We start from the raw sequence: 22,153 nt of genomic DNA, 5'->3' as shown, positions 1-22,153 counted from the left end.
GTGCATGAATGCCCACCTTCCGCCACGAACGCCTGCCCTTGCCCCTGCTGGCTTGCAACTGCGCCAGCTGCGTCGCCAGGCCGGCCTCAGCCAACTCGATTTGGGGCTGATCTGCGGCATCTCCCAGCGCCACCTGAGCTGCATCGAAACCGGCCGCGCCAGGCCCAGCCCCGCGACTCTGCACGCCTTGCTGATGGCCCTGGAAGCCCCGCTGGAGCAATGCAACAGCCTGTTTCTAGCTGCCGGTTACGCGCCGCGCTATGGCAAGTCACCGCTCGAGGCGCAGTCCCTTGCCGCCATTCGTGACGCCATCGGCCATATCCTGCAAGCCAACAATCCGGCCCCGGCGATAGTGCTAGGCAGCCAGTGGCAGGTATTGGCTGCCAATGCCAGCACGGCGGCACTGTTCGGCTTGCTGGGACTGCCGGCAGATAGCGCCGATGAACTCAACCTGCTGGTCACCCTGTTGCAACCAGGCGGCCTGGGGGATCACCTGGTCAACGCCGATGAGATCCGCGCCCTTGCCTGGCAGCGCGCCTCACGTGAAGCACTGCAAGATCCCGAGCTGGCCAGGATGCTGGCGGGTTTACCAGCACCCTGCGGGCCGGCCGCAGGGCACGACGAACTCCCACCATTGGTGATGACGCGCATCGACTCGCCAGAGGGGCCTTTGAGTTTTCTCTCCACCTTCACCACCTTTGGCATGCCGCTGGATATCACAGTGGCCTCGCTGCGCATCGAGCACCTGATCCCGGCTGACCCACATACCTGGCGGGTCATGACCCAGGCGTACGAACGCTCGCAGGCTGCCCCGACCTGAATGCACACCCAGCCAACTACCTGCAGACTTCGGAATCAGCCATGACCCCCGATCAGATCGCCACCTTCTGCCTGAACCTGCCCGGTGCCCGTGAAGACTTCAAGTGGGGCAGCAATCGAGTCTTTTCCATCGCGGGCAACAAGATGTTCGCCATCCTCGACTTTCTCGGCGAGGATCTGGCCTTCAAGGTCGACAGCGACCTGTTCCTGGGTTACGTGGATCGCCCCGGCATCCGCCCGGCGCCCTACCTGGCCCGCGCGCACTGGATCAGCATGAGTGCCCGGCAGTTGCCTCTGGGCGAGGCGGAATTGCGCCAGTTGCTCACCCGCTCCCATCAGCTAGTGGTGCGCCGCCTACCCAAGCGCTTGCAACCGGGGCTACTCCTATAGAATCGCGGGCATCCCCAGGCGGATGACTCGCCGCTGCTGCAGGCTGACCGGCGGCTCGAAGGCCTGGTGGTAGTACTCCCTGGCCAGACGACTTATCAGCCCCGTGCGCTGTGCCTGCGGCAACAATGCCTGCAGCAAGCGATGCAGCTCCGGGCGCGCCGGCGAGACATAGAGAATGTGATCCTGCGCATAGGTGAACACCAGGTTCCGTTCCACCTCCAGGTCGGCGTGCTGCTTCCATTCCAGCGCCATTTCGTGGGCGCCACGGGGCAGATAGTCGATCCGCCGTGCCGGCGACGCCACCATACGGTAGAGCCGCTTCCAGTCGCCGTCGATGCTCACCACCGGCAGGCCATTGCTTTCCCAGATGGCTCTGTCCGCCCAGGCCGTGCCCATGCCTGCCACCCGCTGCAGGCGGCGGAAGTCCTCCAGACTGTGCACCGGGTCATACAGCGCCTGGCTCCCCTTGGGAATGAACAGGATGCGTTGATTGACCAGATTGTCGGTGATATCCACCCATACCGGCAGAAACCTGCGATTACGCTCGGCCGTCGGCCCGAGGATCAGCGCACTGATGTCTCCACGTTGCAGCATGAGCTCCAGGCGCGTCATCGGTAGGTCGGTAAGCTCCCGCACCTCGACGGCATGCCCTCCTGATGCCAAGGTCTGCTCGAGTACGAGCCGGGTATAGGCCAGCGACTCGGGCGTACCGCCCAGGGTTAGCTGCACCCCGGCAGCGGCTTGCACGGGGCCTGCGAGCCAGCCCAGCAGACACAGACCCAGCGCCCGTAAACCGGCTGCGAGACGTTGTCTGGCAATGGCTGCACCGAGGTTTCTCACTATTGTTCGCATGACACCTTGCTCTCGCCAGGCTGGCAGAATCCGGGGCGTCAACATAGTCGCTTACCGCGGTTTCATGCCAGCGAGCCTTGCAACCCGTGCGGTTACTGGATGGGTAACGAAATGTAGCGAGCGAGGTAGGCACCATCGAGCCACAGAAGGTCGATCCAGAACACCTGATGCGCGGCGATGATCAGCCAGAACGGTATCTGGTAGGAAAGCTTGCGCGTCTTGTGGCGAAACACCTGTTGCGCCAGCAGGGCGCCCGGCCAGCCACCGGCCAGTTCGACCAGATGCAGGGTATGCTCCGGTGTACGCCGCCTGCCCTGCTGGGCACTGCGTTTGTCCTGCCAGTACTGCACGAAGCTCAGCGCACTGGCCAGCAGGTAGAGCGGCAATGCCCACCACAGGGCGCCACGCAGTTGCAGCAGCGCAGCAAACAGCGGCAACGCACAAAGTGACAGGAACAGCACGGCCTTGGCGCCGAAATGTTGAATCATGCCTTCGCCCTGCCGCCGTCGCGTACTTCGAGTAGCCTTGCCTGGCTCGCGGCCGCTGACTGCCTGCCTGGCCGCCGGCTTGCGGCGAATGGCCTGGCGATCCAGGCTCAACTCACCCGCCAGACGCATGTGCTCGGCGCGCGGCCTGCCCTGCGGGTCACGCCCCTCGATATAGAACACCTCATCCCCTGCCTGGGGACGGCGCTCCCCACGCATCACCGAGATATGGGCGAACAGCTCGGCACCGCCACCCTGCGGCTGGATGAAACCAAAGCCCTTGGCGTCGTCCCAGTGTTTCAGAAGCCCCTTGCGCTCGTTGCCGATCACGGTTGCGCGGTGCTCCAGTCGATCAGGTGCAACTGCCAGGTGGCCAGGATCACCAGGCCGAAGGCGATGCGGTACCAGGCGAACACGGCATAGCTGTGGTTGGCGATGAACCTGAGCAAGACGCGCACGGTGATCATCGCCACGATGAAGGTGGTGACGAACCCAATGGCGAAGATCGGCAGGTCGTCGAGATGCAGGATGTCGCGGTACTTGAACAGCGAGTACACCGTGGCCGCCACCATGGTCGGCATCGCCAGGAAGAAGGAGAACTCGGTGGCCGCCTTGCGCGACAGGCCGAACACCAGACCACCGATGATGGTTGCGCCGGAGCGAGAGGTGCCAGGAATCAGGGCCAGGCACTGGGCGAAACCAACCTTCAGGGCCAGCTTCCAGTCCATGTCATCCACCGTTTCGGCCTTGATCGCATGCTCGCGCTTCTCCGCCCAGAGCATGATCAACCCACCAACGATCAGCGCCGTGGCGACGGTGATCGGGTTGAACAGCCAATGCTCGATCAGATCGGCGAAGGCCAGGCCGAAGATCACTGCCGGAATGAACGCCAGCAGCAGGTTGAAGGTGAAACGCTGAGCCTTGCGCTCGCGCGGCAGGCCCACGACCACGCCGAACACGCGGGCACGGAACTCCCACATCACGGCCAGAATGGCACCGAGCTGAATGATGATCTTGAATGCCGTAGCCGTCTGACCATTGAAGCCCAGCAGGTCGCCTACCACGATCAGGTGGCCAGTGCTGGAAATCGGCAAGAACTCGGTAAGCCCCTCGACTACGCCCAGAATCAGGGCCTGAAAGGCCATCCAGATATCCATTGACTCCCCCAGAAATACGGCAATACGGTGCTTTGAATGGTGGTGAAGCGTTCCCCGCCCCTGGGACAGGAGCGTAATGGAGAGGTTCCTGCGATCAGGAGCCTGCTTTCGACCGGCCGAGATGCTATCAGACAAAGGTCGCGAAGGCGGCAGCCTTATGCCGATAGCGTGCAGAGTACCTTCCTAAGGTTTCCATGGGGCGCCTCTGGCTCATGCTAGTGCGGGGCATCACCGTGCTAATCAAGCACCTGGCCGAGGAGCTGAATCGGCAGTTCCGCGTTTGATCCAGACTGACTTGGCGCTACAATCGCGCCTTTTTCAGCGAAGGGTGAGCGATGTCCTGGCTCGAATTGCTGGCCGCCGGCCTTGGCATCATCTCGGTCTGGCTGACCGTCAGGCAGAACCCCTGGTGCTGGCCCATCGGGCTGGTAATGGTGCTGCTCTATACCTGGCTGTTCTACGACTGGCGCTTGTATTCCAATCTGCTGTTGCAGGTGCTGTTCGCCGCCCTGCAGCTCTATGGCTGGTGGCAATGGACGCGCGGCGGTGAGCGTCATGAAGGGCGTCAGGTGAGCATGCTGCCCATGCCGGGCGTTGTTCGTGATCTGGCAGCCGGAGTGCTGGGGGCCCTGCTGCTGGGCTATGCGATGGCCACCTTCACCGATGCCAGCGCCCCCTGGCTGGACGCCGCCCTCACCGCCTTCAGCCTGGTGGCGCAGTGGTGGATGGCGCAGAAACGCGCGCAATGCTGGGTGCTGTGGATAGTGGTGGATCTGTGCTACGTGGCGTTCTTCATCGCCACCGACCTCTACCTGACCGCCGTGCTGTACGCCCTGTTCACCCTGCTGGCCATCAGCGGCTGGCTCGGCTGGCGCAAGGATCTGGCATTGCGGTCGGCCGCATGAAGGTCGTGGTGCTGACCGGGCCGGAGTCCACCGGCAAGAGCTGGCTGGCGCAGCGCATCGCCCAGCGCTTCGGCGGGCGCGTGGTCGGCGAATATGTGCGCCACTTCATCGAGCGCGAACAGCGCGATACCTGCTATGCCGACATCCCCGTCATCGCCCAGGGGCAACTGGCCTGGGAAGATCAGGCGCGGGCCGAGCGCCCTCACCTGCTGATTCTCGACACCCATCTGCTCAGCAACATCCTCTGGAGCCGCAGCCTGTTCGCCGCTGTGCCCGAGTGGCTGGAAGCGGAACTGCTGCGCCGGCATTACGACCTGCATCTGCTACTCGACCCGCGCGGCGTGCCCTGGTGCGACGATGGCCAGCGCTGTCAACCGGAGCTGCAGGATCGCCTGGGCTTCCACAAGGCCTGCCAGCACTGGCTGCAGAGCACGGGTCAGGTGTTCCATTCAGTCGGCGGCGACTGGGAGCAACGCTGGCAGACGACCCAACACCACATCAAAGCCCTGCTCGCCTCAAGCGAGCACACTGGCCCAGGCCAGTAGCAGGCAGAGGCACACCACCAGGGTCAGCGGTGTGCGCAACGCCGGGTACCACTTCGGTGCCAGGCCGACACGCACCGCGTGCAGATCGGCCAGGTACAGGCCGCTGAAGGCGAACAGGAAGATCGGCAGTACCAGGCTGGTGGTCAGCCCACTGGCAATCGCCACCCAGCCTAGCAGCGGTGGAATCACCGACAGCCCGAGCTGCAGTTGCGCCTGGCTCTCGCTCGCCTCAGCGCGCATGGCCAGGCCCCAGTGAATGGCCCCCATGAATGCCAGAATCACCGCCGCGTAGTCGAGCAGCGCCTCGAGCACGAAGGCGCGCCAACCCTGCGGGATCAGCCAGATCCCCAGCGCCCCGAAGACGAAAGGCAACAGCCCGGCATAACCCAGCAGAAGGGCCAACTGTGGAGGTTTCTCGGCCTCGAACGGATGCATGAGCCTGTCCTTGCATGATGGGTTCGCATGCACCTTAGCAGGCCCGCGCCCAGCATGCCGTAGAGAAGCAGAGACAAAAGTGCAAGAAATGGCTCGTCTACAATTGATGGCAACTTGCCAACGGACTACGGGCTTGGCATAACAGCAGCCTTAAAAAGAACTCCATTGAAGGAGACACCCCGATGCGCCTGCTCCGCCGAGTTTTCAAACTGGTTCTGTTGCTGGCGCTGATCGCCCTGGCAGTCGTCCTCTACTACGTCGCCAACCCGAACCTGCCCAGCTATCAGCAACCCGAGCAGTTGCACTACCTCGACCAATGGTCGGAGGCCGACCGCCAGACCTACTACTACACGCCGCAGGGCACGCAGCTCAAGGGCATGCGCTACGAGTGGTTCACCGCCCTGGAAATGCCCTTCGGCTCGAGCCGATTCGCCCGTCCCGAGTACCTGGCACGCTTCGGCCTGCTCATCGACCCCAACCAACGGCCCAGCGCGCTGAACCCGGGCAACCTGCCGGTCGGTTTCACCCGCCACGAGGACAGCGAGAGCGGCGAGCAGTACCTGGATATCAGTTGCGCTGCCTGCCACACCGGCGAGTTGCGCTATCGTGGCCAGGCCGTGCGTATCGACGGTGGCGCCGCACTGCATTCCCTGGCCTCGACGGTGCCGACCCTGCGCGGCGGCGGCTTTGGCCAGGCATTGGGCATGAGCATGCTCTTCACCTACTACAATCCGCTGAAATTCCGCCGTTTCGCCCGCGAGGTGCTGGGCGAGCAGTACCCGCAAGGGCGCGAACGCCTGCGCGAGGACTTCAAGCAGGTGCTCGACGAGTTGCTGGAAACCGCCGCCAACGACTGGCACCGCGGCCTCTACCCCACCGAAGAGGGCTTCGGCCGCACCGATGCTTTCGGCCGTATCGCCAATACCGTGTTCGGCGACGCCATCGACCCAGCCAACTATCGCATCGCCAACGGCCCGGTCAGCTACCCGCAACTCTGGGACATCTGGAAGTTCGACTGGGTGCAATGGAACGGCTCGGCCATGCAGCCGATGGCGCGCAACGTTGGCGAAGCACTGGGCGTCGGTGCCACCCTGCAGTTGCTCGACGGCCATGGCCAACCCATCCCCGAAGCCGACCGCTACGCCTCCAGCGTGCGCCTACAAGACCTCCATACCCTCGAGGAAACGCTCCAGCGCCTGCAACCGCCGCACTGGCCGCAAGAGGTGCTGGGCAAGATCGACCTGCCGCTGGCCAGCCAGGGCAAGGCCCTGTTCAGCGAGAACTGCGCCCGTTGCCACGCGCCGGATCCCAAACCCGTCGACCAGCGCCTGGCCCCCAGCCGTGATCCCGAGTGGCGCATGCATATCGTGCCGCTCAGCGTGATCGGCACCGATCCGACCACGGCCGACAACATCGCCGACCACCGCTTCGACATCAGCCGCCTGGGCTGGACCAAGGCTGAGCTGAGCAAGCTGGACGTGCGCCTGTTCGGCTCCAGCCTCGACGAGGTGGACTTCAAGAGCATCTCCAGCGCCAAGGGCCTGGCCTATATCACCTCCTACGTGGAAAACCGCGCCTATCAGGACGCTGGTATCCCACCACGGGAGCGTCAGGTGATGGACGGCTACGGCCTGCCCATTGGCGTGCAGGAGCTGCGCGGCTACAAGGCCAGACCACTGGATGGCATCTGGGCCACGCCGCCCTTCCTGCACAACGGTTCAGTGCCGACCCTGTTCCAGTTGCTCTCGCCGGTCTACGAGCGGCAAAGCAGCTTCTGGGTCGGCAGTTTCGAGTACGACCCCAAGTTCGTCGGCTTCCAGACCGAGAAATTTCCCGGCGGGTTCTTCTTCGATACCCGTGTGACCGGTAATGGCAACGGCGGTCATGAATTCCGCGATGGCTGTCGCCAGCAAGGCGTGATCGGCCGAGCCCTGTCCCCGGATGAGCGCCTGGCCCTGATCGAATACCTCAAGGTGCTGGGCAACCCGCCGCTGGAAGCCCAGCTAAGCGACGTCCCGGTGCGCCCGAGCACGCCACCCCCGAGCTGCGAAAGCTGATAAGAACGAGAAGAAGGAATCCACCCATGTTGAAAGCTTTCTGGCTCTGGCTTGGCCGCGTCCTCGGCAAACTCCTGCTCACCCTGGCGCTGCTCGGCCTGCTGGGCTGGGGCGTGGGCGAGCTCTATTACGCGCAGAAATTCTCCGGCCCGGTGGCCAATGAAGAGCAGATTCCGCCGGACGAGGCGGCGCTGACCCGCCTGATCATCGAGGACGCCGTGCGCGTGGTTGAGCAGCACCGCGACAATACCCGCGTCCTGCGTGATGCCCATGCCAAGGCCCATGGTTGCGTGAAGGGCGAGGTACAGGTGCTCGACGACCTCGACGCCGATCTGCGCCAGGGGGTATTCAGCGAGCCGGGCAAGACCTGGCAAGCCTGGGTACGCCTGTCCAATGGCAACGCCTACCCACAGTTCGACCGCGCCCGCGATGCCCGCGGCATGGCCATCAAACTGCTCGACGTACCGGGCGAAAAGCTCATGCACAGCCCAGCGCATGCCAGCGAGCAAGACTTCGTGATGTTCAATCATCCGGTGTTCTTCGTCCGCGATGTGGCTGAATACCGCAGCAACTTCGCCGCCCAGGCCGATGGCAAGAAGGTGCTGGCGTTCTTCCCTAGCTGGGATCCACGCACCTGGGAAGTCCGCCACCTGTTCATCGCCCTGAAGACCCTGGCCCCCGCCCCGGAAAGCCCGGTGGCCACCACCTACAACTCCATCGCCCCATACAAGCTTGGCCCGGCCAACATCAAGTACCGCGTGGTACCGGCGCCACAGAACTGCCCGCCTTATAACCTGCCCGAGCAGAACCAGGCCCTGCCCAACTTCTTGCGCAATGCCCTTTATCAGCAACTTTCGCTCGACCGCATGCCGGCCTGTTTCGAGTTGCAGGTACAAAAACAGAACGCGCAGTACTACATGCCCATCGAAGACCCGAGCGTAAAGTGGAGCGAAAAGATTTCGCCGTTCCAAAGCGTGGCGCGTATCACATTGCCGCCACAGGACTTCGATAGCCGCGAACAAAACCTGTTCTGCGACAATTTGTCCTTCAACCCCTGGCATTCACTTGCCGAACACCGCCCCATCGGTGGTATCAACCGGCTGCGCAAGGCGGTATACGAGGCGGTCAGCGCTTACCGGCACGAGCGTAACGATGCTCCGCAAGGCCAACCGGCCGCGCAACCGGAATAAAGGAACAAGGGAACTTCTGGTCGTAAAAGTTGCCTGCAAACGTCGCTTTCAAATAGCGCCTGCGGCACTTTTACGCACTTTGAAAACTTTTTCCGAATGGATGTGACTTAACACCCGAGTCCGCTCATCAACAGACTTGAAAGGCCGCACAAATAACCCGCGGCCACCATTTAAGTTGTTGGCAAGCCCTTGGGAGAAACCAACCATGAATACCCCGCTCCGTTTTAACGATGCACTGTTGATCGCCGACCGTGCTTTTCAACCCTTCCAATGCGTTGCCTGGAGCCCGCAGCAGGATGGCAGCGCCGTGGTCAGCATCAGCGTGATCGACCGTACCAGCACCCGCGTGCTCGGTCGCACTCAACTGTCCAGCGCCACCTACAGCGATCCGCAGCAACTGGCCGAAGCCCTCAACCGCTCCCGTGAGGAGTTGCGCAATCAGGGCTTCGACCTGGCTCCCTGGAGCATGCCGGCTTAACCTGCCGCCCGGGGCGCCCGAGTGGCGCCCCCAAAGGCCGCGAAATTGGCAAGATTCGTGGGCCTGATGTCCTTGTTGCCATCCCCGCCTCAGCGCACACTGCCTCCCGTCCTCCAGGAGGTTCCCCATGGATGCGCCCAGAACCATCGCCAGCCTGATCTACCCCGATGTCATGAGCCTCGACGTCACCGGGCCATTGCAGGTGTTCGCCTCGGCCAACGTCGAACGCCAGCGCCAGGGGCTGCCCCCCGCTTACCACCTGCAACTGCTCGCCGATGAGTCCGGCCCGGTCCGTACCTCGGCCGGTTTTCAACTGGTGGCCGATGGCAGTTGGCGTGAGCGTGCAGCCGACTCGCTGGATACACTGCTGATACCCGGCGGCCTGGGCGAAGCAGCGCAATGCCAGAATCAGGCGCTGCTGACCTGGCTGCGCGACAGCGAGCCGCGCATCCGCCGCCTGGGCTCGATCTGCTCGGGCGCACTGATCCTCGCCGCCACCGGCCTGCTCGATGGCCGCCGCGCCACCACCCATTGGGCCGATGCCGAAACCCTGCGCCTGGGCTACCCGCAGGTCGAAGTGCTCGCCGACTGCCTGCACACCTACGATCCCAAGGATCACGGCGGCTCGGCGCACCTGTTCACCTCAGCTGGCGTCACCGCCGGCATCGACTTGGCCCTGGCACTGGTGGAAGCCGATCAGGGGCGACCCATGGCGCTGGCCGTCGCGCGTCGCCTGGTGATGTTTCTGCGCCGCCCCGGTGGGCAGGCGCAATTCAGCGCGCTGCTCACCCCCGAACCCAGCCGCGTACCGCGCCTGACAGCCCTGCTCGAGTGGATCCCCCTCAACCTCGGCAGCGACCTGTCGCTCGAGGCGCTGGCCAACCAGGCACACATGACGCCGCGCACCCTGTCACGCCTGTTCGCCCAGGAACTGGGCATGAGCCCAGGGCGCTACGTCGAACGGGTACGCCTGGAAGCCGCCCGCCTGTTGTTGCAGGACGCCCAGGCCTCGATTGCCACCGTAGCGCGGCTGACCGGCTTCGGCCATCCGGAGAACCTGCGCCGCAGCTTTCACAAACACCTGGCCATCAGCCCGCAGGACTACCTGCAGCGCTTCGGCCAGCCCATTCAGGAACCTCTCCATGCTTGAGCTACGCCCCAACTGCGAATGCTGCGATCGCGACCTGCCAGCGAGCAGCTTGGACGCTCGCATCTGCTCCTTCGAGTGCACCTTCTGCAGCGACTGCGCCGAGCAGCGCCTGGCTGGACATTGCCCCAACTGCGATGGCGAACTGGTGCGACGCCCGGTTCGCCCACCCGCCAAACTGATCAACAATCCTGCTTCCAGCACTCGCGTGAGGAGAGCCACAGCATGCTGAAATTCTTCGCCAAGCTACGCGGCGACCAGGCGCCACTGCCGCCCTTGCCACCGGCACGCCAGATCGCCCTGGCCTGGCTCGGCGGTTTTCTCGCCATCGGCAGCATCGCCGTCAGCGCCAACCTGCTCTCGGCCAGCCTGCTGCTGGGTTCTTTCGGTGCCTCCTGCGTGCTGGTGTTCGGCTACCCCGACCTGCCCTTCTCGCAGCCGCGCAACGTGCTGCTGGGGCATGTTCTGAGCAGCCTGGTGGGCCTGCTCTGCCTGCATCTGCTGGGGCCTGATATCTGGTCGCTGGCCATCGCAGTGGGGTCGGCCATTGCCCTGATGATGCTGACCCGCAGCGTGCACCCACCGGCGGGCTCGAACCCGGTGATCATCTTTCTGGCGCAACCGGGCTGGGGGTTCCTGCTATTCCCCACCTTGAGTGGCGCGCTGATCCTGATACTGCTGGCGTTGCTGTACAACAACGCCACGCGCTCAGGGCGCTATCCCAAGTATTGGTGAGGGCAGAGGTTCTTTGTAGCTTGCAGCAGCGTACTGCTCCGCCAGTACGCAATTGAAGGGTGCGCGCCCGAAACTATTTGACTCGACGTCCACAGCCGTTCGATGTTGCTCTTGCGAGAGCTCCCAGCTACACCTGAGTTACCGCAGTTTCAGGCGCGTGCAGAGCCCGCCCAGGAGGGCGAACGGAATCGCCGTGGAAGAGGTTGAGCGACATGGATGTCGCGAGAGCCGCGATGGGCCATGGATGGCCCACCGTCGGTGGGCCGCATCCGGTCGGGCCTCTGGAGCGGCGATGGAGTGAGCGAACCCTGGCGCAGCCAGGGCCGGATGAAAGGGCGGAGGTTTTGGTTACTTTTGTCGGGCCGGCCATCCGGGGCAAAAGTGACTCGCCCGGGAGGGCGAAACCAAAAACATCAGCAAAAACGCGGCAACTCGGAACAGATACTCAACTAACCAACACCGAATTGCCAATTCATGTCAGAACCTACTCCCAACACTCCACCAAAAACAAAAAAGCGCCGAACGTATCAGGCGCCTTTTCTGTTGGAGCCGTCGCGAATGTGCCTCAGTAGTAGGCATTCTCGCGATTGCTGTGGTCGGTCACATCTCGCACGCCCTTGAGTTCGGGAATGCGCTCGAGCAGGGTCTTCTCGATACCTTCCTTGAGGGTGTAGTCCGCCTGGCCGCAGCCCTGGCAACCACCGCCGAAGCGCAGCACGGCGATGCCCTCTTCCACCACGTCCACCAGCGATACCTGGCCGCCGTGGCTGGCCAGTCCGGGGTTGATCTCGGTCTGCAGGTAGTAGTTGATGCGCTCGTTGAGCGGGCTGTCCTCGTTGACCATCGGCACCTTGGCATTCGGCGCCTTGATGGTTAGCTGGCCACCCATGCGATCGGTGGCGTAGTCGACCACGGCGTCTTCCAGGAAGGGTTCGCTGATGGCGTCGATCCAGGCGGTGAAGCTGGCCAGGCCGACCGCTGTGTCTTCGGCTTTCTGTTCGCCCGGCTTGCAATAGGCGATGCAGGTTTCCGCGTAGGGCGTACCCGGCTGGGTGATGAAGATACGAATGCCGATACCCGGAGTGTCCTGCTTGCTCAGCAGCTCGGCCAGGTAGTCATGGGCGGCATCGGTAATGGTAATAGTGCTCATGGCAACTCCTCACGGTCATGCGGCGCAGTGTACGCCAAGTGACGCCGTGAATATAGTCCTACTAATTTACTCAGGATAGCGACTGCAGCGCCCGACGGCCTGAACGCGCCTCGACCCAGGCCTTGGCGCGAACGAAGAAACGTCGCTCGATCCACTCGTAACTGCCCCACCCGGCCACTGCGATCAGCGGTATGCAGACGGCGATGACGACCGCCGGCGCGAGATCCAGACTGGCCTGCACGTACCAGCCCAGTGACAGGATGATCACGTGCAGCAGATAGACCGAGTAGGAACAGTCGCCCATCCGGCTCAGCAGACGATTGTCCTTGAACCAGGGTTCCATGGCGATGCAGGCAGCGACTATCAATGCACTCGGAACGCCCCAATGCAGCAGGCGCATGGAGTTGTCGAAGTGGTAGATGGTCAGCAGCGATGCGGCGATCACCAGCAGCGGCAGCCAGACCCCCTGGCGAATCCAGCCACGCTCATAGGCCATGCCCAGGGCCATGCCGAAGAGGAATTCGTAGACGATGCCATTACGGTAGAAGTCGCTCACCCAGGGCTGCCGCGCCAGCAACGCGCAGCTCACCAGCATGGCGGCGATGCACAACAGACGCAGCCGTTCGGGGACGCAGAACGCCAGGGCGAACAGCAAGTAGAAGAACATCTCGTAGTTCAGCGTCCAGCCAACATTGAGGGTGGGATAGAGGCCGAAACCGCCCGGGTTCTCGGCGGGAATGAAGAACAGTGAGAGCAACAGGTGGTGCAGGTCGAACTCCTGCACCGGCATCACCGGATTGGCGAAGGCGATGATCGCAGCCGCTATCAGTGAATACAGCCAGTAGGCCGGCACGATGCGCAGCACGCGATTGAGCATGAAGCGCCAGGGCGTGATGGCCTTGCCCCGGCTGGAAAGATGGATCACCAGCCCGCTGATGACGAAGAAGATGTCGACGCCAACAGCGCCGCGTTCGGCAAACAGCCGCCCGATGAAGCTATCGGCCTTGAAGTTGAAGAACACCTGCATGACATGGTGAAACACCACGACCCAGGCCGCCAACGCCCGCAATGCCTGAACTGAAACCAGCATGGAAACGCCATTCCCCCCTCTCGTTGAAATTGTCACGAGACTGCCTGCAAGCAGGCAACCACAGCGTCCGACCGCTGTGGTGAGAGAAAGGTCGGCGAAACCCGACGAGCGTTGGCAGCGGCACAAGGCCAATGCCGGCCGCGAATGACGTTAGAACCTGTTCACGATCTGCTGCGCGTCGGCCATGCTGCGTTGAAACCCGCCTCAAAATGCTCATTTACAACTCGTACAATGCGCTTTTTCGCCTGGTTTCACCTTGCCTGGCTCTAGCTCGCGAGATCGTGAACAGGTTCTTACAGGTTCTCGTAGCGGTTCATGTCCAGCACGCCGGCCTCGATGGGCTGGGTTTCGCGAATGCGCTCGCCCAGGTCGTGGAAGTAGAACCAGAACTGCGGATGGCTGCGGCGGATGCCCCAGCGCTGGGTGATGGCCTCGAAGCCCTGGGCGTCGCTGACCTGCTGCATCTGCCCAACGAACGCCTCGACCTCCTCGGCCTTGAGGTTGAACAGGAAGTTGGGGTAGCTGGAGAGCACTTCCGGGTAGATGGTCAAAGTATCCAGCCCTGGCTGGTAGCGCAGCTCCTCACCGAGCATGAAGGCCACGTTGCTGTGCGCACGGTTGCGCAGCAGGCTGTAGATCTCCCGCGTGCCATCGGCGAACTCGACGCGCAGCATGGTCGCCTCCGGCATCTGCTCGATCACCTTGAGCCCTGCAGCCGGGCGGCTGGCCAGACGACTGAGGCTCTGCTCCACATCACGCTGTTGCGGTTTGAGCCCCTCACGGTAGCAGCTTCCATTGACGCAGCGGTTGATCGGGTCGGGCCGCGCATCGAAGGCAGCGTAACGGCTGAGCAATTGCCCGGCGAAACTGCGTTTGGCATCCGGCCCAGGCAAGGACAGTGCGCTCGGCGTGCGATGGTCGATCTTGGTGTAATCCAGCCACATCTTCAGCTTGCCACTATCTTGGTACCAGTCGTCTAGGTAGGCCCGGCGCGACTCGGGCGGCAGCAGGCGGAGAAAGTTGACCTCGGCGCCGTTACGGATCAGGTCGAAGTACAGGCGTGTCTGCGCCTGGTGCGAGACGTTGCCATAGACGTCGAAGTTGACCACGAGCTGGTAATAGGTGCGTTCCAGCAAGGGGTAATCCAGCAGCCAGAGGGTCTGTGGAATCTCACCCAGCAACCCTTTGCGCACCGAGGCGCTGTCGTGCTGACGGAAGATCGACAGCAGCGCATTGTCGTTGCCGCTCCAGATGCTCGACCAGCCAGGCGCCGGAGCATCGGCGTAGGCGGCGCGGCGCAGATCCTCGTATTCGTTGCGTTTGTCGCGGTAATCGAGCCACAGGCCCAGCAGGTCGCCGATGTCGTCGAATTGCCCTGGCATGGCCAGCAGCGGCGTGGCCTGCTCACGATACTCGGCATCGGTGATGTAGAGATCATGCTCGGGATCCTGGAACAGGGCCCAGAAATTGTCGCGAATCACGTCCGTGGCGATCTGCCCCCGGCATACCGGGCCGCGAATGAAGGTGCGCACGAAGTATTCGCCGTTATCCAGCATGAACTGGTAGCGCGCACGGGGTGGGATGGCGGCGAAGGTGGCGAAGGGGTTGGCCCGGCGCTGCGCGCCGTAACCGGGCAGTGCATCCACCGTCCAGTCATCGGCGAAGAACTGCTGGCGCACCCGCTCGAGCTTCTGCGTGCTGAGGGGATAGGTGATGTGGGTCTTGTGCACGATCACGCCCTGGATCGGCCACAGGCGGTAGTAGAAGTTGGTGCCGGGATCGTCGTTGGGCCGCCGCGTGGCGATCGGATCCACCGGCTGGCCGCTGGGCGTGCGCGAGCGCACCAGTTGGAAGAAGTGCGTCTGCTCGCCCCCCTCCACATACAGGTGGGCAAGAAACAGGTGCTCGTAAATCCAGCGCGACACCAGCGCCTCACGCGCGCCCGGCGCATTGAGGAAGCGCTCCCAGTCGTCCACCTGGCGCTGCTCGGCCGCCGTCGGTTTGATCGGCTGGCTCTGCACCGGCGCGCCCTGCTCCAGCCAGCGCGCCAGCGTGGCGTATTCAGCATCGCTCAGGCCGGTGACGGCGAAGGGCATGCCGCCATGGGGATTCTTGCGGGCATAGTCATCGAACTCGCCTGGCAGCGGGCAGGTGTTGCTGCGGGTGATGGCGATGTCCAGATCGGCCGGCAACTTGGCATTGGTCGGCAGTGGCTGGCTGCGCCCCAGCTCCAGCATGCGCGCCAGCAGAGCCGCCTGGCCGCCCTGGGCATCGAGCACGGAATGGAAGTCGCGGCGGCGCCAGGCCGCCTCTCCCTGCGCGTCATAGAACAGCCGCGTGGTCGGCTGCGCTTCGGTGCGCGTGCCGTCATACACCAACGCCTTGCTCGCCCCGCGCTGCGCGCCTTCGGCACTGCCCAGGTTGAGCTGACAGGGGGCATCGTAGCAGGTGTGGCAAGCGACGCATTTCTGCGTGAGGATCGGCTGCACCTCATCGACATAGGAAATGGCAGCGGCGCGCACACCCAGGGAAGCCAACAGCAGCGTGAAGGCAAGCAGCGAGCGAAGGGGCATCGGGATCGTCCAGGGAGGGAATGCGCTCGATTCTACCGATAACTGCGCTTCGCTACAGCGGGGCGCCGGTTACAAATGCCCTGAAAGCCATTCACCCCAGCCAGGTATGCAGTGACAGGCCTGCTGTCTACGCCCATTCGCGAGAGGGCGCCCCAGCGCATCACTCACATCGATGACTACTGAGCCGCCCGCACCAACATGAATGAAATTCATGGAAAACCCTGCATCGTCCGAAAGCGCTGCATCCTTGCTATGATTTGCCCCCTTTTTCTCCAGGCCAGACAGGTTGACCATGTCCAGCACGCTCAGTGATCGCAGCGCCCGGCTGCAAGCCCTTCAACAAGCCCTCAAGGAACGCATCCTGATCCTCGATGGCGGCATGGGCACCATGATCCAGAGCTACAAGCTGGACGAGGCCGATTATCGGGGCGAGCGCTTTGCCGACTGGCCCAGCGACGTCAAGGGCAACAACGACCTGCTGCTGCTCAGCCAGCCGCAGATCATCGCCGAGATCGAGAGGGCCTACCTGGATGCCGGCGCCGATATCCTGGAGACCAACACCTTCAACGCCACTCGCGTGTCGCAGGCCGACTACGACATGGAGGAGCTGGTCTACGAGCTGAACCTGGCCGGTGCCCGCGTCGCCCGTGAAGTCTGCGACGCCAAGACCCTGGAAACCCCGGATCGCCCGCGCTTCGTCGCAGGCGTCTTAGGCCCGACCAGCCGCACCTGCTCGATCTCCCCGGACGTCAACGACCCCGGCTACCGCAACGTCACCTTCGACGAGCTGGTGGAGAACTACACCGAAGCCACCCGCGGGCTGATCGAGGGTGGCGCCGACCTGATCCTGATCGAGACCATCTTCGACACCCTCAACGCCAAGGCGGCGATCTTCGCCGTGCAGCAGGTGTTCGAGGAAGACGGCGTCGAACTGCCGATCATGATCTCCGGCACCATCACCGACGCCTCCGGCCGTACCCTGTCCGGGCAGACCACCGAGGCGTTCTGGAACTCGGTGCGCCACGCCAAGCCGATCTCCGTGGGCCTTAACTGCGCCCTCGGCGCCAAGGACCTGCGCCCGTACCTGGAAGAGCTGGCCAACAAGGCCGACACCCATGTCTCCGCCCACCCCAACGCCGGCCTGCCCAACGCCTTTGGCGAGTACGACGAGAGCCCGGCAGAAATGGCTGCAGTGGTCGAAGAGTTCGCTGCCAGCGGCTTCCTTAACATCATCGGTGGCTGCTGCGGCACCACCCCAGCGCATATCCAGGCGATCGCCGAGGCGGTGGCCAAGTACTCGCCGCGCGTGATCCCGGATATTCCCAAAGCCTGCCGCCTGTCGGGCCTGGAGCCCTTCACCATCGATCGCAACTCGCTGTTCGTCAACGTCGGCGAGCGCACCAACATCACCGGCAGCGCCAAGTTCGCCCGCCTGATCCGCGAGGAGAACTACACCGAGGCCCTGGAAGTCGCCCTGCAGCAGGTGGAAGCCGGTGCCCAGGTCATCGACATCAACATGGACGAGGGCATGCTCGACTCCAAGGCGGCGATGGTCAGGTTCCTCAACCTGATCGCCGGTGAGCCGGACATTTCCCGCGTGCCTATCATGATCGACTCCTCCAAGTGGGAGGTGATCGAAGCCGGCCTCAAATGCATTCAAGGCAAGGGCATCGTCAACTCGATTTCCATGAAGGAAGGTGTCGAGGCGTTCAAGCATCATGCTCGCCTGTGCAAACGCTATGGCGCCGCCGTGGTGGTGATGGCCTTCGACGAAGTGGGCCAGGCCGACACCGCCGCGCGCAAGAAGGAAATCTGCCAGCGCAGCTACGACATTCTGGTCAACGAAGTGGGCTTCCCGCCGGAAGACATCATCTTCGACCCGAACATCTTCGCCGTGGCCACCGGCATCGAGGAGCACAACAACTACGCGGTGGACTTCATCGAGGCCTGCGCCTATATCCGCGACAACCTGCCGTTTGCCCTTTCCAGCGGCGGTGTGTCCAACGTGTCGTTCTCCTTCCGTGGCAACAACCCGGTGCGCGAGGCGATCCACTCGGTGTTCCTCTACTACGCGATCAAGAACGGCCTGACCATGGGCATCGTCAACGCCGGTCAGTTGGAGATCTACGACGAGATTCCCAAGGAGCTGCGCGACGCGGTCGAGGACGTGGTGCTCAACCGTAACGACGGCGCCACCGAAGCGCTGTTGGCCATCGCCGACAAGTACAAGGGCGACGGCGCCGCCAAGGAAGTCGAGAACGAAGAGTGGCGCTCGCTGCCGGTGGACAAGCGCCTGGAACACGCGCTGGTCAAGGGCATCACCGCCTTTATCGTCGAAGACACCGAGGAATGCCGCCAGCAGTGCGCGCGCCCCATCGAAGTGATCGAGGGCCCGCTGATGAGCGGCATGAACGTGGTTGGCGACCTGTTCGGCTCGGGCAAGATGTTCCTGCCTCAGGTGGTCAAGTCCGCCCGGGTGATGAAGCAGGCCGTGGCGCACCTGATTCCCTTCATCGAAGCCGAGAAAGGCGACAAGCCGGAAGCCAAGGGCAAGATCCTCATGGCCACGGTCAAGGGCGACGTGCACGACATCGGCAAGAACATTGTCGGCGTCGTCCTCGGGTGTAATGGCTACGATATCGTCGATCTGGGCGTGATGGTGCCGGCGGAGAAAATCCTGCAGACCGCCATCGCCGAGAAGTGCGACATCATCGGCTTGTCGGGCCTGATCACCCCGTCGCTGGACGAGATGGTGCACGTCGCCAAGGAAATGCAGCGCCAGGGCTTCAACCTGCCGCTGATGATCGGCGGCGCGACCACCTCCAAGGCGCACACGGCGGTGAAGATCGATCCGCAGTACAGCAACGATGCCGTGGTCTACGTCACCGACGCCTCGCGCGCCGTGGGCGTTGCCACTCAGTTGCTGTCCAAGGAACTGAAAGCCGACTTCGTGCAGAAGACCCGCGAGGACTACGCCGTGGTGCGCGAACGCACTGCCGCCCGCGCCACCCGCACCGAGCGCCTGAGCTACGACAACGCCATCGCCAACAAACCGGCCTTCGACTGGAACGGCTACGTCGCACCCAAGCCCACATTCACCGGTGCCCAGGTGCTGGACGATATCGACCTCAACGTGCTGGCCGAGTACATCGACTGGACGCCCTTCTTCATCTCCTGGGATCTGGCCGGCAAGTACCCGCGCATCCTCAGCGACGAGATCGTCGGCGAGGCGGCCACCAGCCTGTTCAACGACGCCCAGGCGATGCTGCGCAAGCTGATCGACGAAAAGCTGATCAAGGCCCGCGCCGTGTTCGGCTTCTGGCCGGCCAACCAGGTGCGTGACGACGACATCGAAGTCTACGGCGACAGCGGCGAGAAGCTGGCCACCCTGCACCACCTGCGCCAGCAGACCATCAAGCCCGATGGCAAGCCGAATCTGTCCCTGGCCGACTTCGTCGCGCCCAAGGAAAGCGGCATTACGGATTATGTGGGTGGCTTCATCACCACCGCCGGCATTGGCGCCGAGGAAGTGGCCAAGGCCTACGAGGCCAAGGGCGACGACTACAACTCGATCATGGTCAAGGCCCTCGCCGACCGCCTGGCCGAGGCCTGCGCCGAATGGCTGCACGAGCGCGTGCGCAAGGAGTACTGGGGCTACGCGGCGGACGAGCAACTGGACAACGAGGCGCTGATTCGCGAGCAGTACAAGGGCATCCGCCCTGCCCCCGGCTATCCGGCCTGCCCGGATCACACCGAGAAGGCCACGCTGTTCAAGCTGCTCGACCCCGAGGCCGATTACAACAAGGCCGGGCGCAGCGGCGTGTTCCTCACCGAGCACTACGCCATGTTCCCGGCGGCAGCCGTGTCCGGCTGGTACTTCGCCCATCCCGAGGCGCAGTACTTCGCCGTCGGCAAGGTGGACAAGGATCAGATCGAGCGCTACAGCCAGCGCAAGGGTCAGGACATCGCCATCAGCGAACGCTGGCTGGCGCCGAACCTGGGTTACGACGACTGAGTGCGGCGGCGCCCTGAACGGGTGGCCGGCGCCGAAAAAACTCGAACTCCAGCGCCAGCACGTCGCTCCATATCAGTGTCGAGCCATTGCGGCTCAAACCCTGGAGCGACGACATGTACAAGCACAGCCTGGCAGTACTGACCGTAGCCGCCACCCTCGGCGGCTGCTCGACCTTCGAGAACCCCGTCGATTACGTGACCTTTAGCGATGAACCCCTGGTCAAGCAGGTCGAAGATGGCATGACCCAGGAGCAGGTTCGCACGATCGGAGGCCCGCCCTCCTCGCAGGAGCAGAACCGCTACACCGGCGGCACCTGCAACGAGTACGTGCTCTATGCCAAAGGTGTGGAGCAGCCCTACTACGTGAATTTCGACGCCAACGGCCGGGTAGACAGCAAGGGCTTCATGACCTGCGCACAGCACCAGGACAACCAGCGTCGCCTGTGATGAAGGCTCGCCCCGCTGCCTGGCAGCGGGGCGAGCGAGGTTCAGAACAGCAGCTTGAACAGGCCAATGACCACGATCAGGCCGATGATGAAGATGATACCGACGGTGCTACCGAGAAATTTCAGCATGGGGTGCTCCTTTTTATCCAGTTCACACAGCTGTGACCTGGCCCGGAGCACCGAGGTTTAGAGTTTTTCTCCCCGACTCAAACGCCTTCGCGGCGCTGACGCTTGATGGTGATGCTGTACTCGAGCTGCGGCTTGCGCGTCATGCTCACCGCCTTGCGGGTGACGGTGTCGATGGTGATATTCCAGAAGCCGCTGGACGGCACACTGATCTTCGCCGGGAACTTGATGAAGGCGCCGCCGTGGTAGCTGTGCCGGCCACGGTTCTTGAAGGCACGGAAGTTGGCATCGTTCATCAGGCGGATATTGCACGGCTGCGAACACTGGATGACCACCAGATCGCCCTCTTCCAGTTGCTCGCGTTGATGGATGAATTTCATCGATTCGGACTCGGTGGTGAAACGGGGGCGCAATAGTGCCGCAAGCGGCGCGGCATCGCCAGCACCGTCGACGATCCGCTTGCACCACGCCGCCAGCCTGCCTAGCATGCCCGCCTTGCACTCCACCTGCGCTGCCCTCGATGAAAGCCCTGCTCGACAAGATCCCCACTCTGCTCGCCTGGATGCACCGCTACCCAGGCCTGATCGCCCTGTTCGGCTTCTGCTCGGGGGTGGCCAGCTTTCTGCTGGTGGATCGCCAGGCACATCTGGCCAAAGTACTGGGCGTGGTGCTGCTGGTCAGTTGGGTCTGGCTGATTCTGGAAAACCTGCTGCGTGAGCGTATCGCCCAGCGCTTCGGTTTCGAGCTGCCGCTGCCACTGCTGCGCTACGCCACGCAGATGATCCATCAGGAAAGCCTGTTCTTCGTTCTGCCGTTCTTTTTCATCACCACCACCTGGAACAGCGGGCAGTTGCTGTTCAGTGGCCTGCTGGCCGCCGCCGCGCTGGCCTCGATCACCGACCCCATCTACTACCGCTGGCTGGCACCACGGCGCTGGTTGCTGCTGAGCTTCCACACCCTGACGCTGTTCGCGGTGATGCTCACCGCCCTGCCGATCATCTTCCACCTGAGCACGCCGCAGAGTTATGGCATCTCGCTGGCGCTGGCCACGCTGCTGGCGCTGCCCAGCCTGTCCGGGCTGATCGGCTCCTCAGGCTGGCGCCGCATCCTCACCTTCGCCCTGCTGCCGCTGGTGCTGGCCGCCGGCGGCTGGGTGGCGCGCGTGTGGGTGCCGCCCGCCACCCTGTGGCTGACCGAGGTGGCCATCAGCGATCGCTTCGATGGCCAATTGCGCACGCCGGGCGAACAACTGGAAAGCGTGACCCTGGCGCAACTGCAGGACGACGGGCTCTACGCCTACACCGCGATCAACGCACCACGCGGCCTGAACGAGCGCATCTATCACGTCTGGCGGCACAACGGTCGCGAGGTGGATCGCATTGCCCTGGATATCCAGGGCGGACGCAAGCAGGGCTACCGCGCCTGGACGCACAAGCTGCACTTTCCCGGCGATGCTCTGGGCCAGTGGCAGGTCGAGGTGGTGACCGAGGCCGGACAGATGATCGGCGTGCTGCGCTTCGACGTGGTCGACGCCCCGGCCAAGTGATAGCATCCGCGCC

At 63.4% G+C, this 22,153-nt stretch carries 22 protein-coding genes; 13 read left to right on the top strand and 9 right to left on the bottom strand.

The window, feature by feature from the left end; genetic code table 11:
* Positions 1-4 precede the first annotated feature (4 nt).
* Positions 5-820: a helix-turn-helix domain-containing protein gene (locus OU800_RS11435; protein ID WP_268183886.1), complete on the top strand. Its 816-nt coding sequence runs from the start codon at positions 5-7 to the stop codon at positions 818-820.
* A 41-nt stretch (positions 821-861) separates the two neighbouring features.
* Positions 862-1,209 (top strand): MmcQ/YjbR family DNA-binding protein, encoded by a 348-nt coding sequence (locus OU800_RS11430; protein ID WP_268183885.1) that lies wholly within the window; start codon positions 862-864, stop codon positions 1,207-1,209.
* Here OU800_RS11430 and OU800_RS11425 read toward each other — a convergent pair.
* The 3 genes from OU800_RS11425 to OU800_RS11415 form a co-directional block, all read right to left on the bottom strand.
* The gene (locus OU800_RS11425; RefSeq protein ID WP_268183883.1) at positions 1,204-1,956 is read right to left on the bottom strand and encodes a hypothetical protein; all 753 of its coding nucleotides are present in this window, start codon (positions 1,954-1,956) and stop codon (positions 1,204-1,206) included. The genes OU800_RS11430 and OU800_RS11425 overlap by 6 nt on opposite strands.
* Before the next feature lie 197 nt (positions 1,957-2,153).
* Positions 2,154-2,876: a DUF1294 domain-containing protein gene (locus OU800_RS11420; RefSeq protein ID WP_268183881.1), complete on the bottom strand. Its 723-nt coding sequence runs from the start codon at positions 2,874-2,876 to the stop codon at positions 2,154-2,156.
* Positions 2,873-3,703 carry an undecaprenyl-diphosphate phosphatase gene (locus tag OU800_RS11415; RefSeq protein ID WP_268183880.1) on the bottom strand — a complete coding sequence of 277 codons (831 nt, stop codon included), beginning with the start codon at positions 3,701-3,703 and terminating at the stop codon, positions 2,873-2,875. The genes OU800_RS11420 and OU800_RS11415 overlap by 4 nt, the downstream gene beginning before the upstream one ends.
* A 335-nt stretch (positions 3,704-4,038) precedes the next feature.
* On the opposite strand from OU800_RS11415, the gene pnuC reads away from it, so the two are divergent.
* Both pnuC and OU800_RS11405 read left to right on the top strand, forming a co-directional pair.
* Positions 4,039-4,608, top strand: coding sequence for a nicotinamide riboside transporter PnuC (pnuC, locus tag OU800_RS11410; RefSeq protein WP_268183877.1), 570 nt, complete (start codon positions 4,039-4,041; stop codon positions 4,606-4,608).
* Positions 4,605-5,153 (top strand): AAA family ATPase, encoded by a 549-nt coding sequence (locus tag OU800_RS11405; protein ID WP_268183875.1) that lies wholly within the window; start codon positions 4,605-4,607, stop codon positions 5,151-5,153. The genes pnuC and OU800_RS11405 overlap by 4 nt, the downstream gene beginning before the upstream one ends.
* Here the strand turns inward: OU800_RS11405 and OU800_RS11400 are convergent.
* On the bottom strand, positions 5,124-5,588 hold the full coding sequence (locus OU800_RS11400; RefSeq protein WP_268183873.1) for a DUF3429 domain-containing protein: 465 nt from the start codon (positions 5,586-5,588) through the stop codon (positions 5,124-5,126). The two genes, OU800_RS11405 and OU800_RS11400, sit on opposite strands and share 30 nt — an antisense overlap.
* A 182-nt stretch (positions 5,589-5,770) precedes the next feature.
* Between OU800_RS11400 and OU800_RS11395 the strand changes: the two genes are divergently transcribed.
* The 6 genes from OU800_RS11395 to OU800_RS11370 all read left to right on the top strand — a co-directional run bounded on the left by OU800_RS11395 (position 5,771) and on the right by OU800_RS11370 (position 11,195).
* Positions 5,771-7,645 carry a di-heme-cytochrome C peroxidase gene (locus OU800_RS11395; RefSeq protein WP_268183871.1) on the top strand — a complete coding sequence of 625 codons (1,875 nt, stop codon included), beginning with the start codon at positions 5,771-5,773 and terminating at the stop codon, positions 7,643-7,645.
* Positions 7,646-7,671: 26 nt separating this feature from the next.
* Positions 7,672-8,835 carry a catalase family protein gene (locus tag OU800_RS11390; RefSeq protein WP_268183869.1) on the top strand — a complete coding sequence of 388 codons (1,164 nt, stop codon included), beginning with the start codon at positions 7,672-7,674 and terminating at the stop codon, positions 8,833-8,835.
* Positions 8,836-9,040: 205 nt separating this feature from the next.
* A complete protein-coding gene (locus OU800_RS11385) occupies positions 9,041-9,313 on the top strand; it encodes a hypothetical protein (protein ID WP_268183866.1) in 273 nt (90 codons plus the stop codon).
* Between the two features lie 127 nt (positions 9,314-9,440).
* Complete coding sequence (locus OU800_RS11380; protein WP_268183863.1) at positions 9,441-10,463, top strand: GlxA family transcriptional regulator; 1,023 nt, start codon at positions 9,441-9,443, stop codon at positions 10,461-10,463.
* Positions 10,456-10,692 (top strand): DUF1272 domain-containing protein, encoded by a 237-nt coding sequence (locus OU800_RS11375; RefSeq protein WP_268183861.1) that lies wholly within the window; start codon positions 10,456-10,458, stop codon positions 10,690-10,692. The genes OU800_RS11380 and OU800_RS11375 overlap by 8 nt, the downstream gene beginning before the upstream one ends.
* The gene (locus tag OU800_RS11370; RefSeq protein WP_268183858.1) at positions 10,686-11,195 is read left to right on the top strand and encodes an HPP family protein; all 510 of its coding nucleotides are present in this window, start codon (positions 10,686-10,688) and stop codon (positions 11,193-11,195) included. The genes OU800_RS11375 and OU800_RS11370 overlap by 7 nt, the downstream gene beginning before the upstream one ends.
* A gap of 565 nt (positions 11,196-11,760) precedes the next feature.
* Here the strand turns inward: OU800_RS11370 and nfuA are convergent.
* From nfuA to OU800_RS11355, 3 genes are all read right to left on the bottom strand, one after another.
* A complete protein-coding gene (gene nfuA / locus OU800_RS11365; RefSeq protein WP_268183856.1) occupies positions 11,761-12,345 on the bottom strand; it encodes a Fe-S biogenesis protein NfuA in 585 nt (194 codons plus the stop codon).
* Between the two features lie 70 nt (positions 12,346-12,415).
* On the bottom strand, positions 12,416-13,435 hold the full coding sequence (locus OU800_RS11360; RefSeq protein WP_268183855.1) for an acyltransferase family protein: 1,020 nt from the start codon (positions 13,433-13,435) through the stop codon (positions 12,416-12,418).
* 293 nt (positions 13,436-13,728) lie between these two features.
* The gene (locus OU800_RS11355) at positions 13,729-16,008 is read right to left on the bottom strand and encodes a fatty acid cis/trans isomerase (RefSeq protein ID WP_268183854.1); all 2,280 of its coding nucleotides are present in this window, start codon (positions 16,006-16,008) and stop codon (positions 13,729-13,731) included.
* 292 nt (positions 16,009-16,300) lie between these two features.
* Between OU800_RS11355 and metH the strand changes: the two genes are divergently transcribed.
* Together metH and osmE are read left to right on the top strand one after the other, a co-directional pair.
* Positions 16,301-20,023, top strand: a complete 3,723-nt coding sequence (gene metH / locus OU800_RS11350) for a methionine synthase (protein ID WP_268183853.1) — start codon at positions 16,301-16,303, stop codon at positions 20,021-20,023.
* Positions 20,024-20,136: 113 nt separating this feature from the next.
* Complete coding sequence (gene osmE / locus OU800_RS11345; protein ID WP_268183851.1) at positions 20,137-20,469, top strand: osmotically-inducible lipoprotein OsmE; 333 nt, start codon at positions 20,137-20,139, stop codon at positions 20,467-20,469.
* A gap of 41 nt (positions 20,470-20,510) precedes the next feature.
* Here osmE and OU800_RS24355 read toward each other — a convergent pair whose 3' ends face one another.
* Complete coding sequence (locus OU800_RS24355) at positions 20,511-20,597, bottom strand: hypothetical protein (RefSeq protein WP_442443143.1); 87 nt, start codon at positions 20,595-20,597, stop codon at positions 20,511-20,513.
* Positions 20,598-20,674: 77 nt separating this feature from the next.
* A complete protein-coding gene (locus OU800_RS11335) occupies positions 20,675-20,974 on the bottom strand; it encodes a DUF1883 domain-containing protein (protein ID WP_268183847.1) in 300 nt (99 codons plus the stop codon).
* Between the two features lie 140 nt (positions 20,975-21,114).
* Here OU800_RS11335 and OU800_RS11330 point away from each other — a divergent pair, with 140 nt between their 5' ends.
* On the top strand, positions 21,115-22,140 hold the full coding sequence (locus OU800_RS11330) for a DUF5924 family protein (protein ID WP_268183844.1): 1,026 nt from the start codon (positions 21,115-21,117) through the stop codon (positions 22,138-22,140).
* The last annotated feature ends 13 nt before the right edge of the window (positions 22,141-22,153 follow it).

It is taken from the genome of Pseudomonas sp. GOM7, assembly GCF_026723825.1.
Classification (GTDB): Bacteria; Pseudomonadota; Gammaproteobacteria; order Pseudomonadales; family Pseudomonadaceae; genus Aquipseudomonas.
The sequence above is the reverse complement of the archived record's forward strand: the minus strand, read 5'-3'. Positions and strand labels throughout refer to the sequence as shown.